The following is a 19,828-nucleotide window of genomic DNA, read 5'->3' on the forward strand; positions in this document are numbered from 1 at the left end:
TTTATTGAATCCTTCATATTTATCATTGTGTTAAGTCAAAAGATCTGATTTAACTTAGGCTCATCATACCTTTTTTCCCTATGCCTACGTAAAATACAGACTTAAGTCTAAAAAAACATCATTTGTGAACGTCCGGTTTCCAAATAAAATTCCTGATTTGATAATTTAAATAAAATTAATATATTGATTCGTATGTTTTTTATTTACAATTCATTACACATTATTTTTCATATGAATAATAACTTTTTTTCATGGATTTTGAGCTACTATGCGATTTCTTCGCGATCTATTACAATCGGAAACACTTATCCATTGTCGGGCTGAAATAACTTGAATAAAGAGTCGTCTCAACTTCAGCGTGGCTTAAAGAACCGTCATATTCAATTGATTGCCATGGGCGGCGCAATTGGTACTGGCTTATTTTTAGGTTCCGCTCATGTGATTGAATCTGCTGGCCCATCTATTATTTTGGGCTATGCAATTGGCGGTTTAATTGCATTTCTAATCATGCGTCAACTTGGGGAAATGATCGTTGAGGAACCTGTAGCTGGTTCTTTTAGTCATTTTGCAAACAAATACTGGGGTAAATTTGCAGGCTTTCTTGCAGGCTGGAACTACTGGATTCTATATGTTCTAGTGGCCATGACCGAGCTGACCGCTGTTGCGAAGTATATCAACTACTGGTGGCCCCATATTCCTGCATGGGCATCTGTTCTCACCTTCTTTGTGATCATTACCTTAGTCAATTTAGGTAATGTGAAGTTTTACGGTGAATCAGAGTTCTGGCTAGCTATTATCAAAGTCACGGCCGTCGTCGCTATGATTGTATTTGGTCTTTATCTTTTGGCCACGGCAGGCGCAGATTCCACGGCTTCATTTAGCAACCTTTGGTCACATGGCGGTTTCTTCCCACATGGCGTTGAAGGTCTCTTCTATATGCTTGCCTTCCTCATGTTTGCCTTTGGCGGCATTGAGTTGATTGGTATGGCTGCGGCAGAAGCTGATAACCCACAAAAATCAATTCCTAAAGCAATCAACCAAGTGGTATTCCGTATCCTCATTTTCTATGTGGGTTCTTTGACCATTTTATTATCGCTGGTACCTTGGAATGAATTGCAACTTGGCGGCTTAGATAAGAGCCCATTTGTAATGATCTTCAGTCAATTAGGTATTGGTTGGGCTGCACATTTACTGAATTTTATTATCTTGACTGCAGCACTTTCTGTATATAACAGCGGTATGTATGCTAACAGCCGCATGCTGTTTGGTTTAGCACAGCAAGGCAATGCACCTAAAATATTCAGTAAAACCAATAAACAAGGTGTGCCAATTCCAGCAGTCTTGTTCTCTGCTTTACTGATTTTCGGTTGTGTACTATTGAATTATTTTGCGCCAGAAGATGCTCTCAGCAACTTAATTTATATTGTTGTTGGTGCTTTGGTATTGAACTGGGCCATGATCAGCTTAACTCATCTTCAATTTATGAAGGCCATGAAAAGCGAAGCGAAAAAACCATTATTTCCTGCACTTTGGTCGCCTTTCAGTAACTACCTTGTTCTTGCATTTATTGCTGTAGTGCTTTACATCATGTGGACTCAAGGTTTAAGCGGCGCTGTGATCATGATTCCAATCTGGATCGTATTAATGTTCGTTCTATACAAAATTCTGTATAGAAAAGCATAAAATATTCATTTTTAAATAGTTATTGTTTCGGCAATAACTATTTTTTTTGAGTAAAATCAGCTACATTAACCGCACTTTTGCGCTCTTAGCTTAACTGGATAGAGCAGTTGCCTCCTAAGCGACCGACGTGGGTTCGAGTCCCGCAGAGCGCACCACCCCAACAACAGAATATAAAACATTTTAGTTAAAAGACATTTATATTCAATCATATATAAAAAAACATAGAAGAATATAGGTAAATATATAAGGATATAGTTGCAAAATATAAGGATATGATTGAGGATATATATAGTTCTACTCAATATGTATCCTTATTTGATCATGGCCAAAAAGACTATTCCGCTATCTGACTCCAAGTGCACTGGGGCAAAACCACAGGAAAAAGACTACTCCCTATATGATGGTCATGGCCTTATTTTGTTCATTCGAAAGAGTGGTTCAAAGGTATGGCGATTTAAATATAAAAGAGCCAGTGGCAAAGATGGATTGATGACTTTAGGCAACTTCCCTGCATTAAGCTTAAAAGCGGCCAGAGAAAAACGCCGTGAATTAGAAGAACTAATAGCTAATGGAATAGATCCAATTGAACACGCCGAAATACAGAAGGCCAAATCAAATAATGCATATAGTTTTGAAGTTATAGCTCGAGACTGGCATAAGGAATACAGCAATACTGGTCGCTGGATTGCACATACAGCCGAAAGAGCATTAAAGAACTTGGAAGACTATGTTTTCCCTACCATTGGACAGCAGTCGATAGATGCAGTCAAACCTAGAGACCTTGTTAAAGTTTTACGCTTCATTGAAGAAACTGGATATACGGAAGTATTGAAGAAAACTCGTCAAAGGTTCAGCAGTATATTTTCTTATGCGATATCGCGCGGTCTCATTGAAGAGAATCCCGCTTACTTCCTAAAAGATGTTTTTGTAATAACGAAGAAGTCTAAACATCATCCTCAATTACCTTTAGAGCAACTACCTGAGCTTTTACAAAGATTAGAAAATGATAAAGGCTATCCTATAACAAAATTATGTACGGCATTTGCACTTCATACATTCGTGCGTTCCAGCGAATTTCGTTTTGCACGTTGGAGTGAGTTTGATCTTCAAAAAGGCCTATGGACCATTCCTGGAGAAAGAGAGTTTATTCCGGGGCAGAAATTTTCTAATCGTGGTGCCAAAATGAAGTTAAATCATTTAATTCCATTATCGCCTCAGGTTATCGAAATTTTAAAAGGAATCCATCTCTACAGCGGAATGACAAAAAATGTCTTTCCAAAAAATGGTGACCCACAAGGTTTTATTAGTGAATCTACTATCAATAAAACCTTACGCCGTATAGGCTATGACACCAATACAGATATATGCGGACATGGTTTCAGAGGCATGGCATGTTCCGCCTTGGTGCAAAGCACCCTATTTCAAAAGGAAGCCGTAGAGAAGCAAATGAGTCACCAGGAACGCGACCAAGTACGTTTAGCTTACACGCATCAAGCAGAGTACCTGGAAGAACGCAAGGCCATGCTCAACTGGTGGAGCGACTATTTAGAAGCAAATTGCGTCAAATACATTAGTCCGTATGATTTTACGCAACAATTACTGAACGACAATGTAATCAATTTCAAATATGCCAAACTGGTGAAATAAGCAGTTTTAATATTTTGCTAGGTCTTACCTGACGAAACGAAAACCTGATATCTAATCTATTTAAATATGCGCTAGGAGAAGTTATGGAAATCAATATAACTCAAAAATTTGTAGATTTAATATATGATCTTATTGGATCCTTAAAAGGTGGTGGTATTGATCAAATTGATATTAAAGACCCTGGCACTAATGCTATTGTCAACAATAACACTTTAACTTTAATTGATAATATAAGTTCTATCCGTAGAATGACTAATATAATTTTCGCCAACTTTAATCTCGATCCTGATTTGGAAAAACAATTCCTATCAGAAAATCCTTTTATATCAAATATCTTAAATTATTATAAAAATTTACCAGATCAGGTAACCCAAAAAGACATTTTATATACAGCTCAAGGTATCAGTAAGGAAGCAATCCTATTTTCTTCATTCAACCCCTCAAAAGAAGATATTTATAAATTTCTGATTTCAGTATCAGAATTTTATTTGCTTGATAAAAAAATTGAATTTAATCACTTAATTAATGATCCAGCCATCATTAAAGAAATCAAAAACTCCTCATGGCTTTTTGAAAGATCACATGACACGATAAAAAATTTATTTTTAAGTAAAGTAACAAATAATGTTTTTCTCTTAGATGTTAATTTTTTACTTTTACTAGCTGTAAGTTACCCACAATATATTAATGAAGCGCTAACTAGTCTCAATTTAAGATTTCTTGAAAGAGGCTCTAACACTTATAGTCAAAGTTTTGAAAATGATTTAAAAAAAATCAAAAGTATTCAGGCTTCAAAAAATGCAAAGGTCAAAGCTGATAAAGAAGCTACAAAAAAGAAACCAATTTTTCAAAAGCTAGAAGCAATCTGGGATGATGGAGAATGGTCCAAAAAAGGTCGTGGTAAATATACGGAATTTGCTAAGTATATAATTTATAACGATGAGATAGAAGGGATAGAATTTGATGCTATTCGTAGTTATGCATCCCAATATGATAAATCAAAGTCTGAAAAGTGCTAGCACCTTTCAATTGTTGCTAGCAGCTTTAAGTTTCTACTAGCAACCAAATTTATTTTAATAAAAAACATAAACATACTACAACCATATTCACGCAAATATGGTCGTACTTATGCTTCAAACAACTCCCATCAGAATCCAATTCAGTACTGCATGTCAGCTACTTGACGTAACACGCGAATCACTTCGTCACACTATTCGCAAAGACCCTTCCTTTCCACGCCCTCTTAAGATGGGCACTTCAAAACAATCACCTGTTTTCTTTGATTATCAAGAATTAGTCGATTGGCACAACAGCAAGAAAGAAGCTGCTGCTGAGATGGAGGCATAATTATGAATGCTTCCTCAAATTTAACTGTTCTTCCTTTAACTCAAATTAGTATTGATGGTGCTACGATCCACCAAGATCGACATGGTCGTTTTTGCCTTAATGATTTACATAAGGCAAGTGGTGGTGAGGTAAAAAACAAGCCATCTAACTTCCTGCAAAATGACAAGACACAAGAACTTGTTGCTGAATTGATCGTTGCTGGAAATCCATCATCGGTAAATATTGAACCAGTATCAGCGATTAGAGGTGGTCCAGAACAAGGTACATACGTTGTCAAAGAATTAGTCTATGCATATGCCATGTGGATCAGCCCAGCTTTTCATCTTAAAGTGATTCGTACCTTTGATACTTTAACGGCGCAACCAAAACTGCCGGATCTTAATGATCCAACGCAATTACGGGGCTTGCTGCTAGGCTATGCTGAACAAAACATCCAGCTCACTACTGAAAATCAAGTGCTGTCAAAAGCCATTGAAACAATTACGCATACAGAGCACGGCGTTAAGTTTCAGCAAGCATGCAAGATCCTGAACATCAAACAGCAGACATTGGCGGAATGGTTGAGAAAACATAATTGGGATCGGTATTTGAATGGTGCCAGAGCATCTACTTACTACTCTGAAAACCGCGGCTACTGTGAAACTAAATACTCACTTAAAGAAGGCGTAAAACCTTCCGGCCAATCATATAGCTACACACAGACTGAGTTCTTCATATTGCCAAAAGGTATGCAGATCCTAGCTAAAAGGTTTGGGGAGCAGCCATGAGTTTTCAAAATATTTTCTGTTTAAGGCTTCTCAAATTAAAAATGATCGGCTATATTGACTCTGTTCGGTGCAAAATCATCGAATTAGTCTTGGCAGACTATCAATCGTTAGCGCATACAGTCCGCTCAGGGCTTTTTTTATGCGTAATTTCTCTATGCATTCGCATCATTATGGTGAAGCTGGAGAGGGACACTTTCGAGTGTGCTGGTACTCTAACGAACCAGTCTGCCAACCCTTTTCGGCTTTGCCACCCTTACTTGGCAGTAAATGGCAGAGCTTCTAAACTATCGTTAGGAGCGTATTCGTCATGAACGCTAAAGTACAAATTTCATTATCAAAACAAATTCCTTTATATCGTACGATCAATATGGTTGATGCTTATTCACTAGCATTCAATACAACTACTCAAACTCAAGTTTTGATCAGCTGCATAAGTAAAGAAACTATTCGACTTAAAAGTCTTGAACAAGAAAATAGCGCTGTACCTCATAGCTTTACTGTACTTGAAAGTCTTATTTCAATTGCAGAAGATCTAGCTACCAACTACTGCAATATTTTTGATGTAGAGCATGATAAATATAAAAATGGATTAAATAATTCAAATATTCAATATGATGCTGGAGATTTATTGGAGCCATATGGTCTGGCTCATGAAGTATCCACCTGGCTTTCAACTTTAATTTTTCAAATGAAAGATGAACTAATTACTGTAAAAAAATCATCTACAGCGCTTTGTGATGCTGTTTTTGCAGGCCTCGAAAATCTGATCAATATTGCAGACTATTTATCTGACAATCACAGAAACACTTTCAAAATTGAATTTGAAAAGTATGAAGCAGAATGGGAGGCATCTAAAAATGGATAAGCCTTCTAATGCTTCTGAGAAAAATACAATTCAGCCAAATGTGGAGTCAAAGCCCGTCCCCTCATCATCTGCATATGCTGAGTCAGTACGAATGACAAAGCAACGTCTCATTGACGCCGTGATTAAAAACAGTCGGCAAGGGGGATCCAGTGAGCATTGATGCAACGCGCTGGGCTTGGACTGCTCAAGTTAAAAACTCCTCTCAACGTCTCGTTCTGCTTTCACTAGCAGACCGAGCTGGTGAGCATCATACTGCATGGCCTAGTATTGATCGCCTTGCGAAAGATACAGCATTGAACGAAAAGACTGTTCAGAAAGTTATTTTAGAGTTAATCAACTTGGGCCTAGTTGAAGATACAGGTGAACGCACGGGACCTACCAGACGTGTTCGCGTTCTTAAGCTCAACGGCGTGAAGGGTCGCGAGGACTATACCCAAAATTTAGATGATGCCAATACACCCAAAAACGGGAACATTAAACAATCCCAAAAACGGAATGATTCCAAAAATGGGAATGATCCCGAAAATGGTGCTTTGAACGATCCCGAAAACGGTATTTTGAACGATCCCAATTTTGGGATGCAGAACCAACCATTGAATCTATCAATGAATCTCTCTCAAGAACACGATTGGATTCCAGATCAAAATCAATTGATCAATGTATTAAACACCGCTGGTCAGCAACAAAATTTAGAATTGATTTTTGGATTGCCTGATTTCGAATTTCAACTTGGAGCCTTTAACGCTCACTATGCTGGCCAAGTGATGCCCAACGCAAGAAAATTGTATTCATTCGTTCGCTGGATCATCGATAAGTTTGAACGCTACCAAAAAGCTAATCCAAGTTATGTAAAACAGGCCGTTGAACAATCACAACTTCAGCAAGCTCAACCACTAATCAACCTACCCTCGAAACCTAAAAGTTTACTGGAGAGCATGCAATGAACTCTAATACCCTGCTCCCTATTCACAACCTTCAAATCGAACAGGCTGTACTGGCAGCATTGATGACCGTTGCAAACTCATACGCTCAAGTTGAAAACCTGCTTACTGAAGAAGATTTTCACGCTACACGCCATAAACTGATTTTTAACGCAATTGTAGACCTTGATAGCAAGAACTCTCCATATGATGCTGTACTCGTCAATCAATGGCTAGAAATGCGAAATCATGGGGAAGCATCAGGCGGTGAGAAATATCTCATGCAACTGATGAGTGATGCCCCTTCCAGTTTCTACAATCTGCAATCGTACGCAGAGAAATTGAAAGATTTTACCACTTGCCGCAAAGTTGAGGCAGAAGCCCAAAAAGTAATTCAGAGTGCACGTAGCTTAACCGTAAGCCGTGGGGATTTGGTTTTGAATGCTCAGACAGCTTTTGCAGAAATAAACACAGAACAGAGCACTGAGAGCCTTTTCCATATTCATGATGCTGCATCAAATACTTTTCTTGAAATCAGCCGCAAGATGGAAGCAATGATTGCTGGTGAAACTATGATTAAAGGTATCCAGACTGGTATATATGATCTTGATAAAAAATTAGGCGATATTGAGCCAGGTTGTCTGATGGTGGTAGCAGCACGACCGGCTATGGGTAAAACCACAATGATGCAACTCATCGCCAACCACGTAGCAATCATTCAGAAAAAACCAGTCTTGATTATGTCGGGTGAAATGCCGAAAGAACAGATTGCTATGCGTCTCTGTTGTGCCATGGCACCTGCTGATATTGGTTTAGTGCGTAATTTCCCACACTTACTCCCCAAAGATGAATTTACGGCTTATACGAACGCCGTGGTGATGCTTAAAAATGTACCTATGCAAATCAATGACACCTCACGACCGTCTATTGCCAATATTCGTGAATCCATTCGTAAGACTCAGCATCAATATGGCTTAGTAGGCGCTGTACTGGTTGATTATCTACAGATCATGAAAACGACTAAGCCATTTGCCCGGGAAGACTTGAAGATTGCTTATTTTACTGGTGAGCTCAAAGCAATGGCTAAAGAATTTAATTGCGTCATCGTCCTACTTTCACAACTTAACCGCGAACTTGAGAAGAGGCCAAATAAGCGCCCTGTTCTATCCGATCTTCGGGAATCTGGTGCGATTGAACAAGATGCTGATCAGATTATCTTTCTATACCGCGATGAAATTTACAATAAGGAATCTCAATTTAGAGGCATTGCTGAAGCCATAGTTGGGAAAAATCGCCACGGCGAAACTGGTACAGCATATATGCATGCTCAACTGAAATACTGTCAATTTACCAATCTAGATCATGATGCACTTAATCAAATCCAGGGGAATTTAATATGATGTTTATTCAGGGTGACCGCGTAGATTCTATTGCATCTAAAAGATCTGCCGCCGAAAGATTTATCAACCTTAGACAGCAAAAGAAAGTCAAAGAATTTTTGGTGAAACTACGTGGCTATAAGCGCCCAGACTTCAATAGAATGATTCTTGATCTATGCCGCTTGAAGTGGACACACGAGAAAATTTCTTTTGTTCTCCCCGTTTCTAGCGCCTCAACTGTCTCAGAATGGGCACGTGGCGGTACACCAAATTTTGAAAATGGAGAGGCTCTTATCGAACTTTGGAGAGCTGAAACAGGTATTGAACGTATTCCACGCGAAGGTGAATGGCAGAGTTATCAATATAAGATTGGACAGTTGGATCTTCTTTGATACCACTTTAATTAAAGCATTTCATCAAATTTAATAATGACTTTTCTTATGTAACGAGTCATTAAATTATACGAACCACCCAATTCTCATACATGAAAACACACTGTTTTCATGTATGTAATCTATAGTTTTTATGCTGTGTAACGCACGGTTTTTATGCTGTGTAACGCACAGTTTTTATGCTGTGTAACGCACGGTTTTTATGCTGTGTAACGCACAGTTTTTATGCTGTGTAACGCACAGTTTTTATGCTGTGTAACGCACAGTTTTTTGCTCTGTAACGCACGGTTTTTTGGCATGTAACAGAGGTGAATTTCATCAATTTTTGTTTGAAACGCACATTTTGGGGCTGTGTAACGGTAGACATGAGTAAAATTTAATCTATGTATTCAAGAATTATTAATCAGTCTGTTATTTAGCTACTATTCTCATGGGCTGAAAGTCATCAATATGAACTTTTTTAGCCTTTAGCAAATCCTCTCTTTTACCATCTATAACCAAGACGGCGCGCTTAACCTGAACTGTCCAAGTACGATCTGCTCCACACATTGTTTCAGATTCAAGAAAAACATTTCCAAATGCTTTACCCTGAAGATTTTGTATATCGCCGTAGGTTATTACATTTTCCGAAGTCCCCTGCACTCTGCCGGATCTGTCCTTTGCTACCAGGTCTAAATACAGTTTGTCATAGGTCCCAAGAAAATCATGGATCGTCACATCCACCACGGCGGAACAGATCCCTGAGTTCACATAGCTGGTCTTGGAATGCTGAAGTGTAATTGGGGTGGCAAATACTACTGAACTCATAAGAGCAGCCAAGGAGAAGGTTAATATTTTTTTCATAATGGAAGGCTGCCTTGTATTAAAGCCATAAGTGAATCTAAGTTATCCCAACCAACATCTACAATTTTTGTTGTTAGATGCTTTAGACCTTCTGCTGGTAGCTCTTTGATTGCATCAATCATTGTAGTTTTGCGTTCAGGACTAAGATCAGAACTCATGATTTTTGCAGCTAGAATAGCCTTTAATTGCTCAGTTTCAAACTTGATAGTCACGGTACCTAAGATTGCAGATAGTCCACCGTCATCAGCCAAGAAATCCATACCTTTGTGACTTAGCCTGGTATTTCCCAAGGTCCAGCTTCCTATACCGTCCAGGCTATTAGTGTAGTGAATACTCTTTGGTTCTAATAATCCATGAGATTGTAAGTAGTAGAGATTCGAATAAAGCTTATGCTGATTTTCTTTATCTCGATAATCAAGATCAGTCCAAAAGTTATATGCAGCTGGGTACACCTCAGCCATCTTTTTCATAATTTCGAGTTGGAATTCGCGGTCTAAAATCATATTCAATTTCCAAAAAGTTCTTTTCTATTTCATATCCAATAAAATCTTGGCACATCCATTCTGAGCATATGATTCTTTAGATTTGGAAAAATATTTATCAGATCCTTTGGCATCTAAATCATAGGTTATGGCTTTCGTATTATCCCTAACCTTCTGAAAAATAGCCCCGAGCATAAAATCTACATTAGGCGTCAACTTTAACTCGGGGTACATAATGCCAGGGATATATCTTCGTTTATCGTCCTGATTGATTTTTGCATTTAATAAGCCTTGCACATATACGCGTCCATGATCATATCCATTCAATAGAAATGCCTCACTTGCCTTTTGATCCCCCATGAGATCGGCCCACACAGAACAAGTAAAACTTTCGAAAGCGAGAATAGACTTATTGGCCAACTCTTTAGATGTCAGCACTTCATATGCAGCATACCCATCATCAGCATGGCTAAACGAACTGATCAGACCAGCAAGACCGATACCTATTAGAGCCATTCTTCTTTTCACTAAAGCTTCTCTTTTTATCTTTTCCACAAATACCATACAACAAAAAAGGAGCCGAAGCTCCTAATTCTATTCTGATAAATCCCACCAGTAACTATTGCCTAAGTTCTCCAGACGCTGCTGTGTTCTTGGTAAATAATCAGGATCAATCATATTCTGCATTTTGGAATACAGCATTCGATCTACGACCAGTTTACTGTACCAAAGATTCTGTAATGGAATATTACTCTTCAGGGTATTGGCCACTTCCATCATCCGGGTAGACTCTTTCCCCTCAATGATGTTGTTGCCCATACCTGTTAACAGCATACCCAGCTTCATGCTTTGGCCTAATAATGGGCCACTGATAAAGTCTGATGCACTTCGACCAGTTGGATCCGACAGTGCGGACATGATGTCACCCAAGAAAGAAAGCCCACCACCCTTAAGAAGTGATTTGCCAAAGAAATCAATCGTAAATACCGGCTCTGGATTCTTACCATTGGCCAAGTTCTGAGTTTGAACGATCAATGCCCCTGCTAATGTTTGATAAGCCAACAGCGAAGCCAAGAACGTCACTCTGCTCTTAATATCTCCTTGGGCAAAGGCACGATGACCAATACGGAACATATAAGCTAATGGAAAACCCTTAAACTGGAATAGTGTTCTGCCTAATTCTCCCTGGATGGTTCCAGCTTCACCTAAGTTAATGATGCTACGTTCACGCACACCTGCTTCAATAATTGCGACTGACTCCTCATTGAAGATATGAGTCTGATACTTCATTGCGGCCTTATAGCGGAAGTCAGCAATCGCATTAGCACTGTCCTGCTTATCCAATGGCAAGAACTGCTTAATGACATCATCAGAGGCTTTGAAGAAATCATTCTGAGTAAGTACCGCCGTTCCATCTTCACGCTTGCTTGGCTCCAGCTGCTGCCATAACTGCCAATCGCGTTCGGTAATGCCATTCCCCTGTAGGATCTTAAGATCATCTGCACCTAGATCCTTCCAATCTGTTTTACGGGTCAACTCAGCAAGCTTATTCATATGCACTAGATTGAATGCTCGTTTCGCTCCTGCAGTCACGGCGTTCAGTCCTGATAGTTTCATAGTCGTTGCAGCAAAAGCCTGCATACGTGCATTAAAGCGGCCTGACTTGGTAGCACTGCTGACAATATCAGCATCACCAAAACGAGTCATTGAACCGGCCATTTCGTTAATGCCAAGGCCAAAACGTAAAGCTTCATCTCGTGTGGCCCCCTGTTTCAATTGTTTTATATATTCAGGAAGAATGGATTTGGTATAAGACAGGCCCAGCATATTAGCCACTTTCTTCATGCTAGCATGATCGCCAAAGGTCGTTAATGTGGTTCCACCTAATTTAGATGCCACCATTAAAGCACGAAGACCACCCATGACATTTCCTAGGGTTGAATCAATCGCCCGGGTATTAGCATCGAGGGTGTTATACATTGATATAGCCCGGTGAGCCTGCTTATCAATTTCGCCGTGTTTTAATCCATTATCTGGATCAGCCTTAAGTTTTATCTTAGCTTCATCCAGCAACGATTCAAATGTATGACGTGGATTGGATCCAAGGTTCTGCATCATGGCTACTTCAGTACTCATACGCTGAGTATGGTTTTTCAGAATCTCATGAAAGCCGGCTTCATTGTAGGTACCATACTTCTTCTGGTAAGCCAACCAAGCATCACCATCTTTAAAATGCAATGCTCGCGCTTCCTGGTGTCGGTTTGCCATTTTTGAGCGACCACCTACTGGTGATGCTCCTGCTTTGGCCTGTTTATTTAGCACCTGAAGATCTTTATTTGCGCCGTTGGTAGCAATAGTCTTATAGATCTCCTCCAACATGGATTTAAGTTCCAACTCATCCATAAGCTCGCCAGTATCTTTGACGTACTGATTTCGATCCGCACCAGCTAAAACATCATTTACCCATTCAGATTGGTCAGTTAAAGCAACCTTTTTCTGATCGTGCGAAGTCATAAATCCAAAATTGTCCAGCTTCTTAATATTTCCGCCTGCACGATTGAATGCTAAGCGCATTTCTTCTAAAGCTGCACTGACCTCTTTAGCCATTGCAGTAATTTCGGGATTATCAGACTTGCCACCAAACATAACCCTGATAATGTCATCAGTCATGGCTTTGTTCACTGACATTCCAAACCGTTCTTGAGTTTTGGTAAATACATCAGCAACTAAAGACATCCAGCGACTATGTAAAGCTTGTGACTGCTTTTCTATAGACTGAATACCGCTTTGATCCGAAAAATAAGCAATCTTCCGCATTAATGCCTGAACAGGGTTTAATTTTGGATGGTTATAAATCTCAGTTTGAAGCTGAGCTTTAATGACAGCATCTCTGGCAATATTCTGATTATTCTTAGCAATCTGCACGGCGAGATCCGAAGCCGTTTTCTGCGCAATAGCTTCCGCACGCTCAGCATGACTTTTAAAAATCCAGTCTGGATCTGTTCTGGCCAAAATATTTTGTGCACGGATATACAGTGATGAAATACGATTACTGTCCGCAGCACTTAATTTTCTTTTACCTAATGCCTTTGCAACTTGTTCTCTACATTCAGCTCTCATGCTGCTTCACTCCCGAATTTTAATGCGCAGCTTGCTAATGCTTTCACTGCCTGAATTTCATCTTTTGCTATTTCTTCTTGCTCTTTGACATAGTCCAATAGATCTCGGGATGACATCGTCACAATTTCTTCATTCCCGTTTTCATCCAGGCGCGTAAAGGTCACTTCCATATCGGGATCTGCTTCTAGAATTGAAACTGCTTCCCTACCGTCTGCCGTGTCAGTGAATGCGCCATATTCCCCTTTACTAGACTTGGTTAAGTCCGGTGCACCATCAACCTTGGACTTGCTAGGCTTCCAGAACTCCCGTTCTAATGCCTGAGTAGCTTTATGCTGTACCGCAGTCAATTCAGGACTATCAGCTTTACCATTAGCAGGATGGGCAAATAGATCATTCCCATTACGTGTAGCCTTTACCGGGCTAATGGTGCCATCCTGATTAATCTGGCGCTGGAATGTCGTATTAGAAGTACTATTGTGTAGCTCTTGAATAATTCCCCCATCCTCCATTAAACGCTCTCGTTTGAGATAGTTTTGCGATCTGGTCGGAGTCCAATTGTCTACACCATCAACAATTGAGTTTTGCGGAATATTTGAACCTGATGTTCTGGTATTGATATCTAAAGTGTTCGATTCTGGATCTGGAAGAATAACGCGTTGTTGTTCTGGCTCAAGCTGGTAAAGATCAGAGTCCAATGTATCCAAATTACGACTGGCACTATTACCAGGGCCAGATAAGTCGACCTGAGGTTCAACATACGGCGTTCGGTAAGCACCTCCTTCCGAATACTGATAATGCGCCGTAGCCTTGAGGTATTCCAGATCCTCCTTGGTCAATGGAGAAGATAGGGCTTCGAACTCTTCCTGGAGTGACTTAACACTATGCTCATCTGCACTGAGTACAAAAGGCATTGCTTCAACTTCAGCATCAGATTGGGACTTGTAAGCAGGTGGTGCAGTTATATCAGACTCAAACTGTGGGAACTCTGATTCGCTCCCTCGGACTTCGGTAGGATGTGCTGCACTTTGTGAACCGACATCACCATAAAGTTTAGCTATATCGTTCCAGCGCTTTTCGTATTTGGCCTTTACCTGCCCAACAGTCATACCATTGAATTGGTGGCTTGAGGTAATGCCTTCTGCAATCTGTCTTGCAGTCTTCTTCTGATTTCCTTTACTCCAGCGTGTGGCCACATCAACAAAAAGCTCATTATCCTTGGCTTTCAAAAAGACTGGTCCACCACCCTCACCAAAGAAATGCAGGTAGTAAAGCTCTAGGCCATTCGGATCTCGATTAAAGTGACTACGAATAACCTTGGAGTTATGTTCGTAGTAGTTCAGGCCCGCTTTAATTTGATCATTGCCATCAAACTTGTTCTTACCTCCCATACGGGCAAAGGTGCTATCCAAAGTCTGGAATAAGCCGGTAGCTGACGATAGTAACTTACCGTTTCTGTCCTTTGGCTGGATTGAAGTGCTGAAGGTGCCACCAGTTTCCAAATGGGAAATGATTAAGGCATCCACTGGATTGATACCCCGTTTAGAGGCTTCCTGGACAATCGTTTTTGTCCACGGTTTTTTATCAAATACAGGGTTAGTCAAGACATCGGCTATTACTGGTGCTTTATGTTCATCAGTATTGATAGCGCTTGGTCTTACGAGGGCCTTCGGTGTACCTATTATTGGTACCACTGGTGTATTGGTTGCTACTGCTTTAGGTGTGCCTGTCACTGGTGCTTTTAAGCTGACCAGCTCATCATTGAGTGCACTCTCCATTGCACTATCCAATGCATCAAAGTGTGAATTGGCCTCTTTTGCATTAGTTGGACTAAATGGGTTCGTGCCTTCTGCATGCTCGATGTTGGCCTGAATATGAGCCGCATCATTCATGGTATCTACATTACTATGGTCTTTGATCTGCTCTGGTCGCAATCGCCCCTTGTTTGCCCATAGATTAAGCAATAAAGCCATTCCACCGTTTGAAGCTAATGTGGTTGGACTGGTTGCATTTTCCTTTAATGCTTCACCGTATTGGGCAACCTTTTTATTTTGATGATCTTCAAGATATGAGCCTTCTAGATAATCACCTGCCGAACCCGCCCCTGTTGCTAGGGCTGTGGTAGCCACGGCATCAGCTATTGCAGATTTAGATACGCCGTGTGTAGGGATGGCAAAACCTAATGCATCCGTCACCCCTTTAATTGCACCCGCTGTTTTAGCAGTACGGATATCGGCCCCCTTATTGATTAAGTCTGATTTTTCGGCCTCATAAGTCTGATAGCCAAAAAGCCCTGAATTAAGTGCTAATCCAGGTACACCACCAGTACCAAGTGTAGTCACGGCGTTCCAACCAATACGAGTAAAATCTTTAGTTAAACCATAAGTAAACTCCCCTACTCCTCCTAAGTCATCAGGTTTAAAAATCTCGAGGTTTTGTGCTCTTAGGGCAGCTGCTTTCTTGTCACCTCGGATTAATGCATCTGGTGCTGTAGCGGCCTCAATGGTCCCCATTGCAACACCAGAAAGAGTCCCTAAGGCACCATCGGCAAAGCCACCACGCTGGCTTTTTGGTTTAAATCGTGGATCATCCTGATTTAATGTGAGTTCATCATCTGCTAAAAAATCCATAGATCACCTCATCGAACCGTAAAAGTTAAACGTGTTTTGCGTTGCTTATCATTCACATCCATGACGTACTTGGCACCATTTTTAAAATAGTATTTATATGGATTATGAGGATCTTGCTCCAATGGCAAATCAAGAAAGAAATCTTTATCCGAACCGCCGTATGCACGTGCATTGCTTGAATTGAAAGTTTTTAGCTGATCATCAAAGGATTTTTCATTAACAGTATGTGGTCGCAATACAACTGACTTCGAACCAAAGAAACCGCCTGAGGTATATTTTCCACCAGTTGCGTTTAATACAGCCTTATGAAATAAATCTTCATCAATAGATTTATTTAAAATACTTCCTTTTGAATCGGCTACTTGTCCCGACTTCTGCAGTAAATAGGCATAATTAGCCTTCACTGATTCTAAATAAATTTCAAAGTCTGGCTTGCCAGGAGAGGTAACACCTGATAGATAATTCGCCGTACTGGCTCTAAGTGCATTGTCATCAACTTTGACCAGATTTTTATCCAGCAAATCCTGTCCTGTGACAATCTGCCCAGCAATATCATTTAGTCCTCTGCGACCCAATGAGGCAGACAGGCGGTAGGCCCCACTATCCCCGGCAATGCTTTTGATCATATCGCGTGAGGCATTAGCGTTTCCTGCACTGGCTGTAAATAGATTGGTCAAAAGAGTAAGTTTGTCTCCAGGCTTTGCCTTACCCCAGTAATCCTTCAATTCTTGTTGCTGTTGAGTAGAAAGTGGATTAAGTGAACCATTTACACCATCAATAATATTACTAGCGTGGATCGTTTTAATATTTTTGGATAATGCTGCAACTGCTTTAGGGTCTCCCATAATAATTGAGGTCGTTGGTACTGGTGTTAACTCCTGTCCAGTCTTAATTGAATATGCTAGAGATGAGTTATTTTTCTCATAGCCCAACATATTCTCATGCGTTTTAGACAGAAGGCTTAACTTCCAGCTCACGTCTTTAGCATTATCTTGCGCCGTATTTTGAGCTTCTGAACGTTTTTTACTGAGGTAAGCTTCACGCTCATCCGCTCCCAGTCTCATGAACTGCTGTACTTCAACCAAAGCCCCGCTGTACTGAACAAACTCAGATTCTTTACCTGTACCCTTAACACGTGCTAAACGGGATTTAATCACGTCTTCACTTGGGATCAAACCTGTTTCAATATCCGCCTTCATCTCATTAACAGCATCTTTGGCGTCATCTTCTAACTGCTTTTGCTGTAAGGCAACCGCTCGGTTATTCTGATCGATTTGACTTGATACCCGCCCACTCCAGTAGACAGCCTGCTCTTGAGTCAAATTAGGATGCTTTGCTATTACAGCCTCGGGAGTGGATAGTTCATTTAGCTTTTCGTTATCTGACTTATTTCCTAAATAAAATGTGGATACATCATTGCCAGCGCGATTATTTTTATACTCGTTAAAAGTGTCCTGGACATGAGCTAAAGGTAAATTTTTTGACTGTGCATACAGGGACAAACCACCCCAGACTTCTTGTTCTGAAGCATTAGGATTCTTGAGATAGTTTTCTCTCATATCCTTTAACTTTACAATTGCCTGCTGCTGCTCGGACTTCTGCGCAATCGGCAAATACTTCGATGCACTTTGGTAAGAATGCTGCTCAAAATAATTATTAAAGTTCTGCTCAAACTGTTTAGGGATTAGGTCTTTGTACTGACCTTTGATTGTTTCTAAGCTCTTTTGACGTTGAGCTACGGCGTCATCATAGGCAATTGCACCACTTTGCATTTTAAGCAAAAGATCATCATCCACTACACTGATGTCCGCCCCAACCTTAGAGGATTGCAATGCAAGCTCAGCTTTGTCTTTCTTATCCTGCTCTATCTTTTGCTTTTCTTGTGCAAGTTCTTCTCTTTCATGCTGCTGCTGTGCAACTTGGGACATATTCTGCAATGCACCTGCAATCATCTGACCCGATTGATTTTGCGGCATCTGGATACGACCAACTTGAGGCATGGCATTACCAAAATTACCCATAGGAATTTTAGCCATTAATTTATCCTTCTAAATCTATTGAATAGAATCAATTTAGGACAGTATTAACCTTCAAAAAATGGGTGTATTTAGATGTAAAAAAAGGAGCTAATGCTCCTTGATTATTGATCAAAAACTAATATGCTTTGACTATTTCCAGCCCCCGGTTGTCTTTGGCGGTGCTGCTGTATTGATAGCGGCCTGATCTGCAGCTTTCTTAGCCGCCTTAGCCTTAGAATAACCACTAGCACCTGTGGAAACAGTATCTAAAACACCAGTTGCCGCTGCTGCATTTGCATTATTTTTATGTTGACTAGCTGCGGCTTTTAATTGCTGTGATGAGTTATAACCAGTGATTTCAGCCATTGCCGCATCATAGTTTGCGGCGCGTTCAATCTCATCATTAATGACAATTGAAGTCCCTTCATTCACATCAAGCCCATTTCCTGCAGCGGCTGCTCGTGCTGTTGATTGAGCTTTTTCTTTTTCCTTGCGAATACGTTCAGCCTCAAGACGACCACGTGCTAACTGTGCTTTGCCGTCTGCTTCCGCTTGCTCTGCCATGCCTTTATTTTGGTTATAACTTGAATAACCTGCAAGTGCTGTACTTGCTACTGCGGCTGCCGCCGCTACTGCTGCCCAGGTCATGATATGAACTCCTGAATGTTATGCCCGATTGATGTTAAGAATTTTTCTTCATCTCCATCTGGAACAATCACTTCTTTTTCGATTTCATCTAAATCTGTACTTTCAGTAGGATGAATCGTCATACATGTAGAATCTTCATGAAAATAAGCCACCCGCTTTGTTCCTGGCATAGTGCGCTGAATACAAGGAGCCTTAATATGTTCAATGCCGTTCTCCGTTAGCACACTTAAGCTGCCAGTTAAAAACAATATAAAATGTTCTGTGCGATGCATTTTACTTACAACGAGAGTTCCAGCCTTCGCACTGAACTCTCTAAGATAAACACCGGGTGAAAAATGATTAAGCAATCCTGTATCTGCTTTTTCAATTTCGCCTGACTCTATTTTCTGTTCTAACTCATTTTGCAAACTTAGTGCTGAACTTATATAAGATTGTTTATGAGCACCACTCATAATATGAATTAAGAACTCTGTATTTTCAGGGGGGATGATATCAGTCATGTTCAACTCATTTTCTACTAAGATACATTAAGTCTATAGATCTGTTTATGCAGAAAAATGGGTGTATACATCTAAAAAAAGGAGCACAAATTGCTCCTTTTTCGTATGGCCAAATTTTATTAAACATAGTGAGAAATATTTCTGACACCAGACTTACGTCCAACAGAAAGTGATTGAAGCACAGGTTTTATAAACTGAATCTTTTTAACAATTTCACCCATTGCTATATCAAAAGTATTTCGATTTACCATCCGCTTAAACTCTTTAGTTGGATCAAGATAGTACGCCGTGATAATCAATACATTTGGCGCCGTACTTAAACTTTTTAAGATTGCGAATAAATGTTGAAAATAGAACTCTTTATTATTCTTGTCAGCCAAATAGGTTAATCTATGAATTAATTCCTCCAAATTATCAGCAATTTTCAACAATTGCATTTGATAGCTTAACTCATATAACTGGTTGGGCTCTTTACAGTTAATTTCCCTCTGGAATTCATCAATTAAATATTCAACCCCATTGCATAGCTGAATTGACCTCACCATATCATTACAATCTAGGGGCTTATACGCTGGCTGCTTAATCATCAA

At 40.1% G+C, this 19,828-nt stretch carries 18 protein-coding genes and 1 tRNA gene; 10 read left to right on the forward strand and 9 right to left on the reverse strand.

What is annotated here, in order from left to right; genetic code table 11:
- The first annotated feature begins 330 nt into the window (after window positions 1-330).
- The 10 genes from HYI04_RS10530 (at window position 331) to HYI04_RS10580 (ending at window position 9,000) form a co-directional block, all read left to right on the forward strand.
- A complete protein-coding gene (locus HYI04_RS10530; protein WP_029574969.1) occupies window positions 331-1,683 on the forward strand; it encodes an amino acid permease in 1,353 nt (450 codons plus the stop codon).
- A gap of 79 nt (window positions 1,684-1,762) precedes the next feature.
- Window positions 1,763-1,838 (forward strand) — tRNA-Arg (locus HYI04_RS10535).
- Window positions 1,839-2,004: 166 nt separating this feature from the next.
- A complete protein-coding gene (locus HYI04_RS10540; protein ID WP_178896132.1) occupies window positions 2,005-3,330 on the forward strand; it encodes an integrase arm-type DNA-binding domain-containing protein in 1,326 nt (441 codons plus the stop codon).
- Between the two features lie 83 nt (window positions 3,331-3,413).
- Window positions 3,414-4,349, forward strand: coding sequence for a hypothetical protein (locus HYI04_RS10545; protein ID WP_178896133.1), 936 nt, complete (start codon window positions 3,414-3,416; stop codon window positions 4,347-4,349).
- Between the two features lie 109 nt (window positions 4,350-4,458).
- Window positions 4,459-4,677: a transcriptional regulator gene (locus HYI04_RS10550; RefSeq protein ID WP_178896134.1), complete on the forward strand. Its 219-nt coding sequence runs from the start codon at window positions 4,459-4,461 to the stop codon at window positions 4,675-4,677.
- Window positions 4,678-4,679: 2 nt separating this feature from the next.
- Window positions 4,680-5,444, forward strand: a complete 765-nt coding sequence (locus HYI04_RS16945) for a KilA-N domain-containing protein (protein ID WP_256732987.1) — start codon at window positions 4,680-4,682, stop codon at window positions 5,442-5,444.
- A 307-nt stretch (window positions 5,445-5,751) separates the two neighbouring features.
- Complete coding sequence (locus HYI04_RS10565; RefSeq protein WP_178896135.1) at window positions 5,752-6,309, forward strand: hypothetical protein; 558 nt, start codon at window positions 5,752-5,754, stop codon at window positions 6,307-6,309.
- 149 nt (window positions 6,310-6,458) lie between these two features.
- Window positions 6,459-7,253, forward strand: coding sequence for a helix-turn-helix domain-containing protein (locus HYI04_RS10570; RefSeq protein WP_178896136.1), 795 nt, complete (start codon window positions 6,459-6,461; stop codon window positions 7,251-7,253).
- Window positions 7,250-8,629, forward strand: a complete 1,380-nt coding sequence (locus HYI04_RS10575; protein WP_178896137.1) for a replicative DNA helicase — start codon at window positions 7,250-7,252, stop codon at window positions 8,627-8,629. Before HYI04_RS10570 ends, HYI04_RS10575 begins: the two co-directional genes overlap by 4 nt.
- Window positions 8,626-9,000 carry a hypothetical protein gene (locus HYI04_RS10580; RefSeq protein WP_178896138.1) on the forward strand — a complete coding sequence of 125 codons (375 nt, stop codon included), beginning with the start codon at window positions 8,626-8,628 and terminating at the stop codon, window positions 8,998-9,000. The genes HYI04_RS10575 and HYI04_RS10580 overlap by 4 nt, the downstream gene beginning before the upstream one ends.
- 411 nt (window positions 9,001-9,411) lie before the next feature.
- Here HYI04_RS10580 and HYI04_RS10585 read toward each other — a convergent pair whose 3' ends face one another.
- From HYI04_RS10585 to HYI04_RS10625, 9 genes are all read right to left on the reverse strand, one after another.
- Window positions 9,412-9,843, reverse strand: coding sequence for a hypothetical protein (locus tag HYI04_RS10585; protein ID WP_178896139.1), 432 nt, complete (start codon window positions 9,841-9,843; stop codon window positions 9,412-9,414).
- Complete coding sequence (locus HYI04_RS10590; RefSeq protein WP_178896140.1) at window positions 9,840-10,346, reverse strand: hypothetical protein; 507 nt, start codon at window positions 10,344-10,346, stop codon at window positions 9,840-9,842. The genes HYI04_RS10585 and HYI04_RS10590 overlap by 4 nt, the downstream gene beginning before the upstream one ends.
- Before the next feature lie 24 nt (window positions 10,347-10,370).
- Window positions 10,371-10,880: a hypothetical protein gene (locus tag HYI04_RS10595; RefSeq protein WP_178896141.1), complete on the reverse strand. Its 510-nt coding sequence runs from the start codon at window positions 10,878-10,880 to the stop codon at window positions 10,371-10,373.
- Between the two features lie 39 nt (window positions 10,881-10,919).
- The gene (locus tag HYI04_RS10600; protein ID WP_178896142.1) at window positions 10,920-13,445 is read right to left on the reverse strand and encodes a hypothetical protein; all 2,526 of its coding nucleotides are present in this window, start codon (window positions 13,443-13,445) and stop codon (window positions 10,920-10,922) included.
- Window positions 13,442-16,072 carry a hypothetical protein gene (locus HYI04_RS10605; protein ID WP_178896143.1) on the reverse strand — a complete coding sequence of 877 codons (2,631 nt, stop codon included), beginning with the start codon at window positions 16,070-16,072 and terminating at the stop codon, window positions 13,442-13,444. The genes HYI04_RS10600 and HYI04_RS10605 overlap by 4 nt, the downstream gene beginning before the upstream one ends.
- Before the next feature lie 8 nt (window positions 16,073-16,080).
- Entirely contained in the window at window positions 16,081-18,000 is a 1,920-nt protein-coding gene (locus HYI04_RS10610) for a hypothetical protein (protein ID WP_256732988.1), read from the reverse strand.
- 240 nt (window positions 18,001-18,240) lie between these two features.
- Window positions 18,241-18,738, reverse strand: coding sequence for a hypothetical protein (locus HYI04_RS10615; RefSeq protein WP_010326197.1), 498 nt, complete (start codon window positions 18,736-18,738; stop codon window positions 18,241-18,243).
- Window positions 18,735-19,238 carry a hypothetical protein gene (locus HYI04_RS10620; protein ID WP_178896145.1) on the reverse strand — a complete coding sequence of 168 codons (504 nt, stop codon included), beginning with the start codon at window positions 19,236-19,238 and terminating at the stop codon, window positions 18,735-18,737. Before HYI04_RS10620 ends, HYI04_RS10615 begins: the two co-directional genes overlap by 4 nt.
- Window positions 19,239-19,357: 119 nt before the next feature.
- Complete coding sequence (locus HYI04_RS10625) at window positions 19,358-19,825, reverse strand: hypothetical protein (protein ID WP_004691613.1); 468 nt, start codon at window positions 19,823-19,825, stop codon at window positions 19,358-19,360.
- Window positions 19,826-19,828: the final 3 nt, after the last annotated feature.

The organism is Acinetobacter sp. SwsAc2 (assembly GCF_013391465.1).
Classification (GTDB): Bacteria; Pseudomonadota; Gammaproteobacteria; order Pseudomonadales; family Moraxellaceae; genus Acinetobacter; species Acinetobacter johnsonii.

What these genes read in the sequence shown, in the direction of transcription:
- HYI04_RS10540 (WP_178896132.1), top strand. Translation starts at nt 2,005, where the DNA reads ATGGCCAAAAAGACTATTCCGCTATCTGACTCCAAGTGCACTGGGGCA.
- HYI04_RS10545 (WP_178896133.1), top strand. Translation starts at nt 3,414, where the DNA reads ATGGAAATCAATATAACTCAAAAATTTGTAGATTTAATATATGATCTT.
- HYI04_RS10550 (WP_178896134.1), top strand. Translation starts at nt 4,459, where the DNA reads ATGCTTCAAACAACTCCCATCAGAATCCAATTCAGTACTGCATGTCAG.
- HYI04_RS16945 (WP_256732987.1), top strand. Translation starts at nt 4,680, where the DNA reads ATGAATGCTTCCTCAAATTTAACTGTTCTTCCTTTAACTCAAATTAGT.
- HYI04_RS10565 (WP_178896135.1), top strand. Translation starts at nt 5,752, where the DNA reads ATGAACGCTAAAGTACAAATTTCATTATCAAAACAAATTCCTTTATAT.
- HYI04_RS10575 (WP_178896137.1), top strand. Translation starts at nt 7,250, where the DNA reads ATGAACTCTAATACCCTGCTCCCTATTCACAACCTTCAAATCGAACAG.
- HYI04_RS10580 (WP_178896138.1), top strand. Translation starts at nt 8,626, where the DNA reads ATGATGTTTATTCAGGGTGACCGCGTAGATTCTATTGCATCTAAAAGA.
- HYI04_RS10585 (WP_178896139.1), bottom strand. Translation starts at nt 9,843, where the DNA reads ATGAAAAAAATATTAACCTTCTCCTTGGCTGCTCTTATGAGTTCAGTA.
- HYI04_RS10590 (WP_178896140.1), bottom strand. Translation starts at nt 10,346, where the DNA reads ATGATTTTAGACCGCGAATTCCAACTCGAAATTATGAAAAAGATGGCT.
- HYI04_RS10600 (WP_178896142.1), bottom strand. Translation starts at nt 13,445, where the DNA reads ATGAGAGCTGAATGTAGAGAACAAGTTGCAAAGGCATTAGGTAAAAGA.
- HYI04_RS10605 (WP_178896143.1), bottom strand. Translation starts at nt 16,072, where the DNA reads ATGGATTTTTTAGCAGATGATGAACTCACATTAAATCAGGATGATCCA.
- HYI04_RS10610 (WP_256732988.1), bottom strand. Translation starts at nt 18,000, where the DNA reads ATGTCCCAAGTTGCACAGCAGCAGCATGAAAGAGAAGAACTTGCACAA.
- HYI04_RS10615 (WP_010326197.1), bottom strand. Translation starts at nt 18,738, where the DNA reads ATGACCTGGGCAGCAGTAGCGGCGGCAGCCGCAGTAGCAAGTACAGCA.
- HYI04_RS10620 (WP_178896145.1), bottom strand. Translation starts at nt 19,238, where the DNA reads ATGACTGATATCATCCCCCCTGAAAATACAGAGTTCTTAATTCATATT.
- HYI04_RS10625 (WP_004691613.1), bottom strand. Translation starts at nt 19,825, where the DNA reads ATGATTAAGCAGCCAGCGTATAAGCCCCTAGATTGTAATGATATGGTG.